Genomic DNA, 15,488 nt, shown 5'->3' on the forward strand with positions numbered 1-15,488 from the left:
GCCGTCGAGAAGCGCCCGCCCCAAGGTCCAGTTGGGACGGGCGCTTCGCCGTCTGCGCGTACGACCGGGGAATCACCAGGCAGGGCCCTAGGCCCGCGACCGATGCGCCACATAGGCCAGCGTCCCCAGCAGCAGGCGGGCTGCGGGTGGCTTCGACACCGAGTCCAGGGCCGGTGGCCGCAGCCAGCGCACCGGGCCGAGGCCGCCCCGGTCGGAGGGCGGCGCCGTGAGGTACGTACCGGGGCCGAGGCCGTGCAGGTCGAGGGAGGACGGGTCGTCCCAGCCCATGCGGTAGAGCAGCGCGGGCAGTTCTGCGGCGGCGCCCGGGGCGACGAGGAACTGGGCGCGGCCGTCCGGAGTCGCGGTCACCGGGCCGAGAGGAAGGCCCATGCGCTCGAGGCGGACCAGGGCGCGGCGCCCGGCGGGCTCGGCGACCTCGATGACATCGAATGCCCGCCCGACCGGCAGCATCACCGAAGCACCCGGGAACTCGCCCCAGGCCTTGGTCACTTCGTCGAGCGTGGCCCCGGAGGAGATCTGGGGCGCGAACTCCAGCGGATGCGCGCCCGGCGCACCGCAGTCCGCCCGGCCGCACGAACAGGCGCCCGCTGCGGCCCGCGCTCCCGGCACCACGTCCCAGCCCCACAGCCCGGTGAACTCGGCGACGTCGGTGCACTCCGACGAACGGCCGCGCCGACGCGCGCCGGTGCGGATCTCGCGAATACCGCCGATCGTGAAGCCCATGCCCCCTCCAACGGGTCCAGCGCGCCGGTGGTTACGCCACGGAACGGGACGGACGCGGAAAGTGACTCCATGTCACCACAGGTGCCCACGCTCACTGAAGGCAAGCGGCGCGCCGAGGTGACTTCGGTGGTGCACCCGGCGATGTGCGCCCCCGAGTGCACTCCTGCATCCACTCGTGGCCGTCCTGTGTCAAGTGAATCGCGCCTGGGCGACCGTGAGTTCATTCGAAGGGGTGGCGAATGGTGGCGTTTCCGGGATCGCCATGGCTGGACCCGTGATCGTAGGATTACTTTGAGTGCACGAGGCCTGGGGGCACATGCCCTCGTGGGTATGCCGGAGGCAACTCGGCATCCCGTTCGAAGGATGAGAACCAGCGGACGGGCGGCCCTGTTTGACGGCATTCTGATAGGGCTTGGCGCACTCGGCGACAAGTGGTCTCAGGGATGGGGGCGTTCCAGTGGGCGGCAACGGCGGTGGCGGGACGAACGCTGACAAGCGCCCCAATGAGCTGCTCGGCTCGTGGTTCGTGCGCAGTGGCTGGTCCAAGGGCGAGCTCGCCCGGCAAGTGAACCGGCGGGCACGCCAGTTGGGTGCCAACCACATCTCCACGGACACGTCCCGGGTGCGCCGCTGGCTGGACGGGGAGAACCCGCGCGAGCCGATCCCGAGAATCCTCTCCGAGCTGTTCTCCGAGCGGTTCGGCTGTGTCGTCTCCGTCGAGGACCTCGGCCTGCGGCCCGCCCGCCAGTCACCCTCCGCGACCGGGGTCGACCTGCCCTGGACGGGCCCGCAGACGGTGGCCCTGCTCAGCGAGTTCTCGCGCAGCGACCTCATGCTGGCGCGGCGCGGCTTCCTCGGGACCTCGCTGGCCCTGTCCGCGGGCCCGTCCCTCATCGAACCCATGCAGCGCTGGCTCGTCCCCGCACCGTCCGGACAGCTCTCCGAGCCCGAGCCCGAGCCGTACCACGACTCCCGTCGTCCGGGCCGGCTGTCCAAGCCCGAGCTGGACCTGCTGGAGTCCACCACGGTGATGTTCCGCCAGTGGGACGCCCAGTGCGGCGGCGGTCTGCGCCGCAAGGCGGTCGTCGGCCAGCTGCACGAGGTCACCGACCTCCTCCAGGAGCCCCAGCCCGAGGCCACCAGCAGAAAGCTCTTCAAGGTCGCCGCCGAGCTCGCCGAGCTGGCCGGCTGGATGAGTTACGACATCGGACTCCAGCCCACCGCGCAGAAGTACTTCGTGCTCGCCCTGCACGCCGCCAAGGAGGCGGGTGACAAGCCGCTCGGCTCGTACGTCCTGTCCAGCATGAGCCGCCAGATGATCCACCTCGGCCGGCCCGACGACGCCCTGGAGCTGATCCACCTCGCGCAGTACGGCAGCCGGGACTGCGCGAGCCCGCGGACCCAGTCCATGCTGTATGCGATGGAGGCCCGCGCCTACGCCAACATGGGCCAGCCCGGCAAGTGCAAGCGGGCCGTCCGCATGGCCGAGGACACCTTCGCCGAGGTCGACGAGTGGGACGAACCGGACCCCGACTGGATCCGCTTCTTCTCCGAGGCCGAGCTGTACGGCGAGAACTCCCACTCCTTCCGCGACCTGGCGTATGTCGCCGGCCGCAGCCCGACCTACGCCTCCCTGGCCGAGCCCCTGATGGAGCAGGCCGTGGAGCGGTTCGCGAAGGACTCCGAGCACCAGCGGTCGTACGCACTGAACCTGATCGGCATGGCCACCGTGCATCTGCTGCGCCGCGAGCCCGAGCAGAGCACCGCCTATGCCTCCACGGCCATGGGCATCGCCAAGAAGGTCCGCTCCGAGCGGGTGAACACTCGTATCCGAAAGACCGTCGACACGGCCGTGCGCGAATTCGGGCACCTGGCGGAGGTCATCGACCTCACCGAGCAGCTCGCCGTCGACCTCCCCGAGACGGCCGAGGCGGTCTGAGGCCCCGGGAATCGCAGGAAACCCATAGCCCCGGCCGCGGCCGGCCCTCCCGAACTGTCCGACTCGGCTCCCCCACGCCAGGTCCTCGGAAGGCCCGCCGCGGCCGGACCGGTCCGTTGCCGGGGTGATCGGATCTTGGATGTTAAACCTGCGTTACACGTTGGTCGACGTGGCGCCCGTGTGAGTACTGTGACGGCTGTCGCGGAGTCGATCTTCGCGGCAACTCGCATACAAGTCACTGAAGTTGACTCAGTTGCGACAGACGACCGTTACAACGGGGATTCACGGGGACACATGAAGATGAAATCAGTCCTGTCCGCTTTCGCGGCAGGCGTTGCGTCCGTGCTGATCGCGCTCGGCCCGGCGGCCGAAGCCGGCGCGGTCACGAAGACGCAGAGCGTCACTCGGTCCACGGCGGTGGAGGCGCAAGGCGCCGTTTCGGCGAAGAAGGCGCGCAAGCTCTACGACATTCGCATGCGCGTCAAGCCGAACAACCTCCGCGGACACGTCGGCGTCGCCTGGGCGCCCAGCCTGGCGATCAAGGAACTGCACAGGTGCTTCAACTGCACCTTCCCGATCAAGGGCGCACCGAAGAAGTACCCGAAGGAGAACCAGCACCTTTCCCTGAAGGCGTGCGCGGCCGGCCCCTTCGGCTGCAGGAACGCCCCCGTCCGCTACCACGGGGGCGTCAAGAACGGCTGGTACTTCACCGCGGAGAAGGGCCACTTCGACGGGGCCGGCTCCAAGGTCTACTTCCAGTTCTACTCGGAGAAGAACACGCACTACCTGATGCTCCATGTGTGGGCGTACGTCACGCACCCGACGGTGCCGGACGCCATCAACAAGAGCTTCGCCACCGGCAAGTGGCAGGACTTCAACCACAAGATGGGCGTGAAGCTCTGGTGCCAGACCTACGGGCACTGCTGATCCCATAACGCTCGCACGCGTACGAGGGCCGGGTTGGTCGGATGGCTGCCCGGCCCTCGGCGCTGTGGCCTGATTCACCTCGGCGTAACACGGTGGCGGGCTTCGTCACGTCCAAGAAACACTTCTACGCGCTACGTGAAACCGGTCTGGGTCAGTCTCCTGAACACAGTCGGCCCGTTGTCACAGGCATCCGCACAGGGCCGTTCCGCAGAAGGAGTCTCAGGCCTTGAATGTTGGAGATACCGGATTCGTACTGATCAGCGCCGCGCTGGTCATGGTGATGACGCCGGGCCTCGCCCTCTTCTATGGAGGCATGGTCCGCACCAAGAGCACGCTGAACATGCTCATGATGTCCTTCGTAAGCCTCGGCATCGTCAGCGTGCTCTGGGTGCTGTTCGGACACTCGCTGACCTTCAGCGGCGACGTCGGAGGTTTTGTAGGCAACCTCGACCTCATCGGGTTGAAGGGTGTCCACGGCGACACCCTGATGGAGAACTTCGCCGGCCGTAAGATCCCGCTGTTCGCCTTCTCGCTGTTCCAGATGCTGTTCGCGGTCATCACTCCGGCCCTGATGAGCGGTGCGCTCGCCGACCGGGTGAAGTTCAGCTCGTGGATGGTCTTCATCGGCCTGTGGGTCACCGTGGTGTACTTCCCGGTCGCCCACTGGGTCTGGGGCGGCGGCTGGCTCGCCAAGCTGGACCCGGCGGTCATCGACTTCGCCGGCGGTACCGCGGTGCACATCAACGCCGGTGCCGGCGCTCTGGCAGCGGTCCTGGTGCTCGGCAAGCGGGTCGGCTTCAAGAAGGACCCGATGCGGCCCCACAACCTGCCGCTGGTTCTGATCGGCACCGCTCTGCTGTGGTTCGGCTGGTTCGGCTTCAACGCGGGCTCCGAGCTCGCGGCTGACGGCACTGCCGCCAACATGGCCCTGAACACCCAGGTCGCCACGGGTGCGGCCATGCTCGGCTGGCTGGCCTACGAGCGCATCCGCCACGGAGCCTTCACCACGCTCGGTGCCTGCTCCGGAGCCGTGGCCGGCCTGGTCGCGATCACCCCGTCCGGCGGCAACGTCAACGTGTTCGGCGCACTCCTGATCGGCGTGGTCGCGGGAGCGTTCTGCTCCTGGGCGGTCAGTCTCAAGTTCAAGCTGGGCTACGACGACTCCCTGGACGTCGTCGGCGTCCACATGGTCGGCGGCGTGATCGGCACGCTCATGGTCGGATTCCTCGCGACCGGCGGGGCCGGCGGATGGAAGCAGTTCGGCTCCCAGGCCATCGGCGCCTTCTCGGTCATGGGCTACACCTTCGTGGTGACCCTCATCCTGGCCTTCCTGATCCAGAAGACGATCGGGTTCCGGGCCACTGAGGAGGACGAGGTCACGGGTCTCGACCAGACGGCCCACGCCGAAACCGCGTACGACTACAGCGGGGCAGGAGGCGGGCTCTCCGGCGTCGCCGCGGCTTCCGTTCCCACCGCCGAGACCAAGAAGGTGGACGCATGAAGCTCATCACCGCCGTCGTGAAGCCCCACCGGCTCGACGAGATCAAGGAGGCCCTTCAGGCCTTCGGCGTCCACGGACTGACGGTCACCGAGGCGAGCGGTTACGGTCGTCAGAGAGGACACACCGAGGTCTACCGCGGTGCCGAGTACACGGTCGACCTGGTCCCCAAGATCCGTATCGAGGTGCTGGCCGAGGACGACGACGCCGAGCAGCTGATCGAGGTCGTCGTCAAGGCGGCCCGTACGGGAAAGATCGGTGACGGCAAGGTCTGGTCCCTGCCGGTCGAGACGGCCGTCCGGGTACGGACCGGCGAGCGCGGCCCGGACGCGCTCTGAGCCGACCCGCTCGGAGCGGATCCGCCACCGCGGACGGCGGACCCGCTCACCACAGAAGATGGACAGGAGTCGCCGGGTGACGAGTACGGATGTTCGAAAAGACGCGGATGACTCGGGACCCAGCGGCTATGCGGCGGCCCGGCTGCGCCTCCTCACTGAGGGGGCGCGGTCCGGGCCGCCGCGCCGCGCGGCCCTCGCCGAACTGACGGACGAGTGGCTGACGGGACTGTTCACCGCGGCCGCCGACGGCCTCAAGGGCGTCTCACTGGTGGCCGTCGGCGGCTACGGACGCGGCGAGCTGTCCCCACGCAGCGATCTCGACCTCCTGCTGCTGCACGAGGGCGCCGACAACAAGGAGGTCGCCGCCCTCGCCGACCGCGTCTGGTATCCCGTCTGGGACCTGGGCCTCGCCCTCGACCACTCGGTGCGCACCCCGGCCGAGGCGCGCAAGACCGCCGGTGAGGACCTCAAGGTCCAGCTCGGTCTCCTCGACGCCCGCCATGTCGCGGGCGACCTCGGCCTCACCGCCGGACTACGCACGGCCGTCCTCGCCGACTGGCGCAATCAGGCCCCCAAGCGCCTCCCCGAACTCCAGGAGCTGTGCGGCGAGCGCGCCGAGCGCCAGGGCGAGCTCCAGTACCTCCTGGAACCCGACCTCAAGGAGGCCCGCGGTGGCCTCCGGGACGCCACCGCCCTGCGCGCGGTCGCCGCGTCCTGGCTGGCCGACGCCCCCGCGAGGGCCTCGCGGACGCCCGGCGGCGCCTGCTCGACGTGCGCGACGCACTGCACCTGACCACCGGGCGGGCCACCGACCGGCTGGCTCTGCAGGAACAGGACCAGGTCGCGGCCGAGCTGGGCCTGCTCGACGCCGACACCCTGCTGCGCCAGGTCTACGAGGCCGCGCGCGTCATTTCGTACGCCAGTGATGTCACCTGGCGTGAAGTGGGCCGCGTTCTGCGCTCACGCGCCGTGCGGCCGCGACTGCGGGCCATGCTGGGCGGCGGCAAGCCCGTCGCCGAAAGATCTCCGCTGGCCGAGGGCGTGGTGGAGCAGGACGGTGAGGCGGTGCTCGCCCGCGCCGCACGCCCCGAACGCGACCCAGTGCTGCCGTTGCGCGCCGCGGCCGCCGCCGCACAGGCCGGTCTCCCGCTCTCCCTGCACGCCGTACGGCATCTGGCGGCCACCGTGCGCCCCCTGCCCACGCCCTGGCCCGCCGAGGCGCGCGAGCAGCTCGTGACCCTGCTCGGCTCGGGCCGCCCGACCATCGACGTCTGGGAGGCGCTGGAGGCGGAAGGCCTGATCACCCAGCTGCTCCCGGACTGGGAGCGGGTCCGCTGCCGCCCGCAGCGCAACGCCGTCCACATCTGGACGGTCGACCGCCACCTCATCGAAACGGCGGTCCGCGCCTCCGAGCTGACCCGCCGCGTCAGCCGCCCCGACCTCCTCCTGGTCTCCGCGCTGCTGCACGACATCGGCAAGGGCTGGCCCGGCGACCACTCGGTGGCCGGCGAGATCATCGCCAAGGACGTGGCGGTGCGCATCGGCTTCGACCGCGCGGACGTGGCGGTGCTCTCCACCCTCGTACGGCACCATCTGCTGCTGATCGAGACGGCCACCCGGCGCGACCTGGAGGACCCCGTCACCGTCCGCTCGGTCGCCGACGCGGTCGGCTCGCAGAGCACGCTGGAACTGCTGCACGCGCTGACCGAGGCGGACGCGCTGGCCACCGGCCCGGCCGCCTGGTCGACCTGGCGCGGCTCCCTCGTCGCCGACCTGGTGAAACGGGTCTCGGCCGTGCTCGCCGGGGACACCCCCGAGGAGCCCGAGCCCGCCGCGCCCACCGCGGAACAGGAACGGCTCGCCATCGAGGCGTTCCGCACGCGCGGCCCGGTTCTGGCCCTGCGCGCCCAGACCGAACCCCGGCCCGAGGACGAACCCACCGGGGAGCCCGAGCCCCTCGGCGTGGAGCTCGTCATCGCGGTACCGGACCAGCCGCGCGTGCTGCCCGCGGTGGCCGGTGTGCTCGCCGTGCACCGGCTGACCGTCCGCACCGCGGAACTGCGCGCCCTGCGCCTCCCGGACGACGTCGACGAGGGCTCCGTCCTGCTGCTGAACTGGCGGGTCGCGGCGGAGTACGGCTCCCTGCCGCAGGCGGCCCGGCTCCGCGCCGACCTGGTCCGCGCCCTGGACGGCTCCCTGGACATCGCGTCCCGCCTCGCCGAGCGCGACGCGGCCTACCCCCGGCGCCGCGGCTGGGTGGCACCGCCCGCCCGGGTGGCGGTGGCGTCGGCGGCCTCCCGGCACGCGACCGTGATCGAGGTCCGCGCGCAGGACGCGCCGGGACTGCTGTTCCGTATCGGCCAGGCCCTGGAGGACGCGAGCGTACGGGTGCGCAGCGCCCATGTGAGCACGCTGGGCAGCAACGCTGTGGACGCCTTCTATGTGACATCCGCCGCCGGGACTCCGCTGCCGGGGGAGGAGGCGGCCTCGGTGGCGCGGAAGCTGGAGGAGACGCTGCGGGGGTGACCTTGCGGTCGTGTCAAGCGTTGATCGGGTGCGCTCCCCGCTGATGCGGGGGTGGTCCGTCGTGCTGAGGCGGCCGACGAGGCCACCGAACATGCTCCCCGCCACTGCGGGGTTTCCATCGTCTCCGCCGGCCGAACTGAGCAGGCGGGGACGATTCACTTGCCGGGCCAGATACTCTGGAGGGCAGCCCAAGACGACCCCGACCCCGAGGACCGACGCCACCGTGTTCGATACCCTCTCCGACCGCCTCAGCGCGACTTTCAAAAATCTCCGCGGCAAGGGGCGCCTCAGCGAGGCGGACATCGACGCCACGGCCCGCGAGATCCGCATCGCACTCCTCGAAGCGGACGTGGCCCTGCCTGTCGTCCGGACGTTCATCAAGAACGTCAAGGAAAGGGCCCTCGGCGCCGAGGTCTCCCGGGCGCTGAATCCTGCCCAGCAGGTGCTGAAGATCGTCAACGACGAGCTCGTCACCATCCTGGGCGGCGAGACCCGGCGCCTGCGCTTCGCCAAGCAGCCCCCCACCGTGATCATGCTGGCAGGTCTGCAGGGTGCCGGTAAGACCACCCTCGCGGGTAAGCTGGGCCACTGGCTCAAGGGGCAGGGCCACTCGCCGCTGCTCGTAGCCGCCGACCTCCAGCGCCCCAACGCCGTCAACCAGCTGAGCGTCGTCGCCGAGCGCGCCGGTGTCGCGGTCTTCGCGCCCGAGCCGGGCAACGGCGTCGGCGACCCGGTCAAGGTCGCCAAGGACTCCATCGAGCACGCGAGGACCAAGGTCCACGACATCGTGATCGTGGACACCGCGGGCCGCCTGGGCATCGACCAGGAGATGATGCAGCAGGCCGCGGACATCCGGGACGCGGTCTCCCCGGACGAGATCCTCTTCGTCGTCGACGCGATGATCGGTCAGGACGCCGTCAACACCGCGGAGGCCTTCCGCGACGGCGTCGGTTTCGACGGTGTGGTGCTCTCCAAGCTCGACGGTGACGCCCGCGGTGGTGCGGCCCTGTCGATCCGCCAGATCACCGGCAAGCCGATCATGTTCGCGTCGAACGGCGAGAAGCTCGACGACTTCGACGCGTTCCACCCTGACCGGATGGCCTCCCGCATCCTCGACATGGGTGACCTGCTCACCCTGATCGAGCAGGCGGAGAAGACGTTCAGCCAGGAAGAGGCCGAGAAGATGGCCTCCAAGCTGGCGTCCAAGAAGGGCCAGGACTTCACCCTGGACGACTTCCTGGCCCAGATGGAGCAGGTCAGGAAGATGGGCAGCATCAGCAAGCTGCTCGGCATGCTTCCGGGCATGGGCCAGATCAAGGACCAGATCAACAACCTGGACGAGCGGGACGTCGACCGCACGGCCGCGATCATCAAGTCGATGACCCCGGGCGAGCGCCAGGAGCCGACGATCATCAACGGCTCCCGTCGCGCCCGTATCGCCAAGGGCTCCGGCGTCGAGGTCAGCGCCGTGAAGAACCTGGTCGAGCGGTTCTTCGAGGCCCGCAAGATGATGTCCCGCATGGCCCAGGGCGGCGGCATGCCCGGTATGCCGGGGATCCCGGGCATGGGCGGCGGCCCCGGCCGCACCAAGAAGCAGCCCAAGAAGGCCAAGGGCAAGCAGCGCTCCGGCAACCCGATGAAGCGCAAGCAGCAGGAGCTGGAGGAGGCCCAGCGCCGTGAGGCGGCCGCCCAGGGCGGTGGCGCCTTCGGCCTGCCGCAGCAGGGCGGCAAGGACTTCGAGCTGCCGGACGAGTTCAAGAAGTTCATGGGCTGACCCGACGGTCACGGCCCGGCGCGTACCCACGTCGTACGGCACTGAGGGCGTCCTCCTTCGAGGAGGGCGCCCTCAGCGCGTGCCGCGGCTCGCTGTGTGCCGTAACGTCCAGATATGAGCAATGCCGCGCCGCCGCGGAAGGACCCTGAGCAGCCGTGGCGTACCGAGGGCACCCCGGACGAGCCGCCCCGGCGGCCCGGTGGCCGACGGATACGCGGGAAGTGGTGGGGCCTCGCCGTCACCGCGGTGATCGTCTTTCTGCTGGCCTACATCGGGCTGAACTACCTGGGCCAGGGCAACGAGCCGACGATCTCGTACACGGAGTTCAGCAGGCAGGTGAGCGACGGCAACGTCGCCAAGATCTACTCCAAGGGCGACGCGATCCAGGGCGAGCTCAGGACGTCCCAGGCCAAGCCCAGCGGCGGTGGCCAGTACACCAAGTTCAGGACGCAGCGCCCGGCCTTCGCGGACGACAGGCTCTGGCAGAACCTGAGCAGCCATGGCGTCACGGTGACCGCGCAGCCCGTCGTGCAGGAGCGCAGTCTGCTGTCCAACCTGCTGATCTCGCTGGTGCCGATCGTGCTGCTGGTCGCCGTGTGGATCTTCTTCGCGCGGCGGATCGGCGGGGGACCGGGCGGTGTGGGCGGCATGCTCGGCCGCAAGGCCCCGCCCAAGCCGGTCGGGCTCCGGCCGGGCACCCAGCGCACGTCGTTCGCCGACGTGGCCGGCATCGACGAGGTCAAGGGCGAGCTGGACGACGTCGTCGACTTCCTGGAGAACCCCGACGCCTACCGCAGGATGGGCGCGAAGATGCCACGCGGTGTGCTGCTCGCGGGCGCGCCCGGCACCGGCAAGACCCTGCTGGCGCGCGCGGTGGCGGGCGAGGCGGGCGTGCCGTTCTTCTCCGCCTCCGCGTCCGAGTTCATCGAGATGATCGTCGGTGTCGGTGCGTCCCGGGTCCGTGAGCTGTTCGCCGAGGCCCGCAAGGTGGCCCCGTCGATCATCTTCATCGACGAGATCGACACGATCGGCCGGCAGCGCGGCGGCGGCCCGTCGGTGAGCGGCCACGACGAGCGCGAGCAGACGCTGAACCAGATCCTCACGGAGATGGACGGCTTCTCCGGCTCGGAGGGCGTGGTCGTGGTGGCGGCGACGAACCGCGCCGACATCCTGGACCCGGCGCTGACCCGGCCCGGCCGCTTCGACCGGGTGGTCCACGTCTCCCCGCCGGACCGGGGCGGGCGTGAGGCGATCCTGCGGATCCACACCCGTGAGATCCCGCTCGATCCGAACGTCGACCTGGCCCAGGTGGCCCGGACCACCCCGGGCATGACAGGCGCGGATCTGGCCAATCTCGCCAACGAGGCCGCGCTGCTCGCGGTCAAGCGCAAGCAGGAGACGGTGACCCGGTCGGACCTGTCCGAGGCGCTGGAGAAGGTGCAGCTCGGTGCCGAGCGCACCCTCGTGATGCCCGAGGAGGACCGCCGGCGCACCGCCTACCACGAGAGCGGGCACGCCCTGCTCGGCATGCTGCAGCCCGGCGCCGACCCCGTCCGCAAGATCACCATCGTGCCGCGCGGCCGGGCGCTCGGGGTGACGATGTCGACCCCCGAGGTGGAGCGGTACGCGCACTCGGAGGGGTATCTGCGCGGCCGGATCATCGGCGCCCTGGGCGGTATGGCCGCGGAAGAGGTGGTCTACGGCGTCGTGACCACGGGCGCGGAGAACGACCTCGAGCAGGTCACCGCCATCGCGCGCGGGATGGTGGCCCGCTGGGGCATGAGCGAGCGCATCGGCCGGCTCTCCGCCCTGCCGAGCGACGCCCAGCAGGCGTACGGGCTCTCGGCCGCCCCGCAGACCCTCGACGTGATCGACGCCGAGATGCGCAGGATCGTCGACGAGTGCTACGAGGAGGCCTGCCGCAAGCTCCGCGACCACCGCTCCCAACTGGACGCCTTGACCGAGGCCCTGCTGGAGAACGAGACGCTGGAGGAGGCGGACGCGTACCGGATCGCGGGCATCACGCGCCTGACGAAGGACGCGGAGGCGTGAGGGACGCTCTGGGCGTGAGGGACGCTCAGGATGTGCGTGATGCTCTGGGCGTGCGCGACGCTCAGGGTGTGCGTGATGCTCTGGGCGTGCGCGACGCTCTGGGCGTGCGCGACGCTCAGGGTGTGCGGGCGATCAGATAGCGGAACACGTTCGGCATCCACACCGTCCCGTCCGGCCGCTGGTACGGGTGCAGTGCCTCCCTCAGCTCCTTGTCCACCTGCTCCTGGTCCGTGGCCGCGATCGCCGCGTCGAACAGGCCCGTCGACAGCAGGCCCCGTACGGCACTGTCGGGATCGGCGTACCCGAACGGACAGGCGACCCGGCCCGATCCGTCCGGCTTCAGGCCGGCCCGCTGGGCGACCTCCTCCAGGTCGTCGCGCAGGGCGGGGCGCCAACTGCCCGCGCTGCGCAGCGGATCGGCCAGTTTCGTGGCCACCCGCAGCACGGACGACGTGGCGCAGCGTTCCGGTGGGCCCCAGCCGACCAGCACCACCGGCGCTCCGCGCTCGGCGAGCGGTGTCGCGGAGGCGAGCATCTCACCGAGTCCTTCCGAGTCGCCCGCCAGGCATCCGATCGGCTCGAAGGCCGTCACAAGGGTGTACGCGGACGTCCTGGTGCCGGCCGTGTCCCCGGGTAAGCGCTCGGCGATCCGGGTGGCCGCACGCGCGCGCGTGCCCCAGGTGTCGGGCAGCAGCCGGGCCCGTGCGAGGACGAGCCGTTCGGGACGGGCGGAGTCGACACCGGTGATGGCCGCTCCTCTGGAGGCCGCCATCAGCAGGGCGAGCCCGGAGCCGCAGCCGAGGCCCAGCAGCCTGCTGGCGGGGCCCACTTCAAGTCGCTCGTAGACGGCCTCGTAGAGCGGGACGAGCATCCGCTCCTGGATCTCGGACCAGTCACGCGCGCGTGCGTCCAGGTTCACGCGGGGTGCGGATCCCGCGTGAGACAGGGTGTGCCGCACGAGCGTAGGTGTCATAGGTAAGCGCCCCAATCCGCCGAGAGTTGGTGGTGTGCCCGATTCCGTGGCCCCCGTGATGTGCGCTCGCACTCCCCACGTATGTCAGGTAACTCCCGGCTCGCGGTGACGTCCAGGGGTCCAGGGGCCCTCCTTGTGGGTTCGCGGCGCCCGTGGCGAGATTTCACATGCCCGCAACCTGAGCCCGTAGCATCGCGCCATGGCAAAGGCATCCATTCTCACCCCCAGGGCGGACGACTTTCCGCGCTGGTACCAGGACCTGATCGCCAAGGCCGAGCTGGCCGACAACGGGCCGGTGCGCGGCACCATGGTGATCCGGCCGTACGGTTACGGGCTGTGGGAGCGGATGCAGGCGGAGATGGACGCCCGCATCAAGGAGACGGGCACTCAGAACGCGTACTTCCCGCTGCTGATCCCGCAGTCGTACCTCACCCGGGAGGCCGACCACGTCGAGGGGTTCGCGCCCGAACTCGCGGTGGTCACGCACGGCGGCGGCAAGGAGCTGGAGGAGCCCGCGGTCGTCCGTCCCACGTCGGAGACCATCGTCAACGAGTACTTCTCGAAGTGGGTGCAGAGCTACCGGGACCTGCCCCTGCTCATCAACCAGTGGGCGAACGTGGTCCGCTGGGAGCTGCGTCCGCGTCTGTTCCTGCGCACCTCCGAGTTCCTGTGGCAGGAGGGACACACCGCGCACGCCACGTACGAGGAGGCGCGGGAGTTCGCCGCGCACATCCAGCGCGACGTCTACGGGGACTTCCTGGAGCACGTGCTCGCGATGGACTTCGTCTCCGGCCGCAAGACGCTCAAGGAGCGTTTCGCGGGCGCCGTCAACACCCTCACGCTCGAGAGCATGATGGGGGACGGCAAGGCCCTGCAGATGGTCACCAGCCATGAGCTGGGCCAGAACTTCGCCAAGCCGTTCAACACCCGGTATCTGTCCAAGGACGGTACGCAGGAGTACGTCTGGCAGACCTCCTGGGGCTCGACGACCCGCATGATCGGCGCGCTGGTGATGACGCACGGCGACGACAACGGCCTGCGGGTCCCGCCGCGGCTGGCGCAGATCCAGGCGGTCGTCCTCGCGATCAAGGGCGAGGAGGCGGTTCTGGCCAAGGTCCGTGAGATCGGCGAGCGGCTCAGGGCGACGGGCATCCGGGTTCACGTGGACGACCGCACCGACATCCCCTTCGGCCGCCGCGCCGTCGACTGGGAGCTGAAGGGGGTGCCCGTCCGTGTCGAGGTCGGCCCCCGTGACCTGGAGAACGGCACGGCGATGCTGGTCCGCCGCATCCCGGGCGGCAAGGAACCGGTGGCCCTGGACGCCGTGGCCGGGCTCCTCCCGGCGATCCTCCAGGAGGACCAGGCGCTGCTGCTGAAGCAGTCCCGGGAGCGCCGTGAGTCGCGCACCGCGGACGTGTCGACGATCGGGGAGGCTGTCGAGGCGGTCACCGCCGGCGGCTGGGCGCGCATCCCGTGGGCCACGCTCGGCGAGGAGGGCGAGGCCGCGCTGGCCGAGCACGCGATGACCGTACGGTGTCTGCTCGCCGAGGACGGGTCGGTGCCGGAGGACGGGGACGCCCCGAGTAACGTCGCGGTCGTCGCGCGCGCTTACTGAAGTAGCGACCTTCGCCACGAGAGCGACCGAAACGCCTCTTGCGCAACCGCCGACTACGCCCGCCCCGGCGCGCGGACTTCTTCTACGCGCTGGGTCGTACGTCAGGCTACGCACCGGCTTGGTATGAGCTGTGAGGCTTCTCCGCAGATCAGCGCACCCGCCCTCGTCAGGACGCATCAGCGGCAACTGACGGGTAAGTGCAAATTATTTGGGATGGCCCGGAATCGGAACACTGGAGCCCTCAGGCTCGTTGTCATTACGTGAGCACGACACAGACACCACCTGTTCTCGCCGCAGAGCTGGCACAGGCGTGGGCCGACATTCAGCGGTACCACCCCGAACTGCCTGACCTTGCCGCGCCAGAGTCCCTGATCGGGGAGTCGTCGTCCGCCTGCGGTCACGAGCTCTCCTTCGAACGACTGCTCCATGAGGCAGTCCACGGCATCGCTGCCGCGCGCGGGGTCCGCGACACCTCCCGCGCCGGCCGCTACCACAACCGCAGGTTCCTCGCGATCGCCGAGGAACTGGGCCTGGACCACCCCGACGAACCGCACCCCAGCAGTGGCTTCTCCCTGGTCACGCTGAACGCCGAGGCGAAGCGGCGTTACCGGCCGACGATCGAACGCCTTCAGCGCGCCCTGAAGGCCCACACGGTGGCCACGTCCGCCGACACCACCCGCACCTTCCGCGGCCCGGCCGCCCGCCACGGCTCCTCCGGCGGCGGCGTCCGTGTCAAGGCGGTCTGCGACTGCGGCCGCAACGTCCGGGTGGTTCCGTCGGTCCTGGCCCAGGCCCCGATCGTGTGCGGCGGCTGCGGAAAGCCGTTCCGCATCCCGGAGGTCGTGGGAGCGGCGGCGAGCTGAGGCCGCGGCTGCTCGTGGCAGTCGCGGCCGGCAGGCCCCGCAGGTGCCGAGTGGCGCACCCGACGTACGGTCACCTCCACGCCGGGTGCCCCCCAGGCATGCCCAAGATCACCCGCCCGGACCCCTCGGCCAAAAGCGACCCGCGGGGTGTGGCACAATGGCTAGCTGTACTCGACAGCCGCACAGGACCCCTCTCTCCTCCGGCTGACGCGTCCATCGGGCACTCGGGTACCGCAACC

Annotated in this window: 10 protein-coding genes and 1 pseudogene; 9 read left to right on the forward strand and 2 right to left on the reverse strand. The window is 70.1% G+C overall.

All coding sequences use genetic code 11. The features are described 5' to 3' along the window. Positions 1 to 87 precede the first annotated feature (87 nt). A complete protein-coding gene (locus tag N8I87_RS29000; protein ID WP_263213176.1) occupies positions 88 to 744 on the reverse strand; it encodes a bifunctional DNA primase/polymerase in 657 nt (218 codons plus the stop codon). Positions 745 to 1,201: 457 nt separating this feature from the next. On the opposite strand from N8I87_RS29000, the gene nsdA reads away from it, so the two are divergent. The 7 genes and pseudogenes from nsdA (at position 1,202) to ftsH (ending at position 11,798) form a co-directional block, all read left to right on the forward strand. Beyond that, a complete protein-coding gene (gene nsdA / locus N8I87_RS29005) occupies positions 1,202 to 2,683 on the forward strand; it encodes a transcriptional repressor NsdA (protein WP_263213177.1) in 1,482 nt (493 codons plus the stop codon). Between the two features lie 294 nt (positions 2,684 to 2,977). Further along, positions 2,978 to 3,610 carry a hypothetical protein gene (locus N8I87_RS29010; RefSeq protein WP_263213178.1) on the forward strand — a complete coding sequence of 211 codons (633 nt, stop codon included), beginning with the start codon at positions 2,978 to 2,980 and terminating at the stop codon, positions 3,608 to 3,610. Positions 3,611 to 3,836: 226 nt separating this feature from the next. Then, positions 3,837 to 5,111: an ammonium transporter gene (locus N8I87_RS29015; RefSeq protein ID WP_263213179.1), complete on the forward strand. Its 1,275-nt coding sequence runs from the start codon at positions 3,837 to 3,839 to the stop codon at positions 5,109 to 5,111. Beyond that, positions 5,108 to 5,446 carry a P-II family nitrogen regulator gene (locus N8I87_RS29020; RefSeq protein ID WP_039656487.1) on the forward strand — a complete coding sequence of 113 codons (339 nt, stop codon included), beginning with the start codon at positions 5,108 to 5,110 and terminating at the stop codon, positions 5,444 to 5,446. The genes N8I87_RS29015 and N8I87_RS29020 overlap by 4 nt, the downstream gene beginning before the upstream one ends. Positions 5,447 to 5,522: 76 nt before the next feature. Next, a pseudogene (locus N8I87_RS29025) lies at positions 5,523 to 7,972 on the forward strand ([protein-PII] uridylyltransferase). A 223-nt stretch (positions 7,973 to 8,195) separates the two neighbouring features. Beyond that, positions 8,196 to 9,746 (forward strand): signal recognition particle protein, encoded by a 1,551-nt coding sequence (ffh, locus tag N8I87_RS29030; RefSeq protein ID WP_263213180.1) that lies wholly within the window; start codon positions 8,196 to 8,198, stop codon positions 9,744 to 9,746. A 114-nt stretch (positions 9,747 to 9,860) separates the two neighbouring features. Further along, positions 9,861 to 11,798: an ATP-dependent zinc metalloprotease FtsH gene (gene ftsH, locus N8I87_RS29035; RefSeq protein WP_263213181.1), complete on the forward strand. Its 1,938-nt coding sequence runs from the start codon at positions 9,861 to 9,863 to the stop codon at positions 11,796 to 11,798. Positions 11,799 to 11,913: 115 nt separating this feature from the next. Here the strand turns inward: ftsH and N8I87_RS29040 are convergent, their stop codons facing one another. Continuing rightward, entirely contained in the window at positions 11,914 to 12,771 is an 858-nt protein-coding gene (locus N8I87_RS29040; RefSeq protein WP_263213182.1) for an SAM-dependent methyltransferase, read from the reverse strand. A gap of 199 nt (positions 12,772 to 12,970) precedes the next feature. Between N8I87_RS29040 and proS the strand changes: the two genes are divergently transcribed. Next, a complete protein-coding gene (gene proS / locus N8I87_RS29045) occupies positions 12,971 to 14,386 on the forward strand; it encodes a proline--tRNA ligase (protein ID WP_263213183.1) in 1,416 nt (471 codons plus the stop codon). Positions 14,387 to 14,646: 260 nt separating this feature from the next. Then, on the forward strand, positions 14,647 to 15,249 hold the full coding sequence (locus tag N8I87_RS29050) for a hypothetical protein (protein WP_263213184.1): 603 nt from the start codon (positions 14,647 to 14,649) through the stop codon (positions 15,247 to 15,249). The last annotated feature ends 239 nt before the right edge of the window (positions 15,250 to 15,488 follow it).

Origin of the sequence: Streptomyces sp. HUAS 15-9 (genome assembly GCF_025642155.1) — a bacterium.
Classification (GTDB): domain Bacteria; phylum Actinomycetota; class Actinomycetes; order Streptomycetales; family Streptomycetaceae; genus Streptomyces.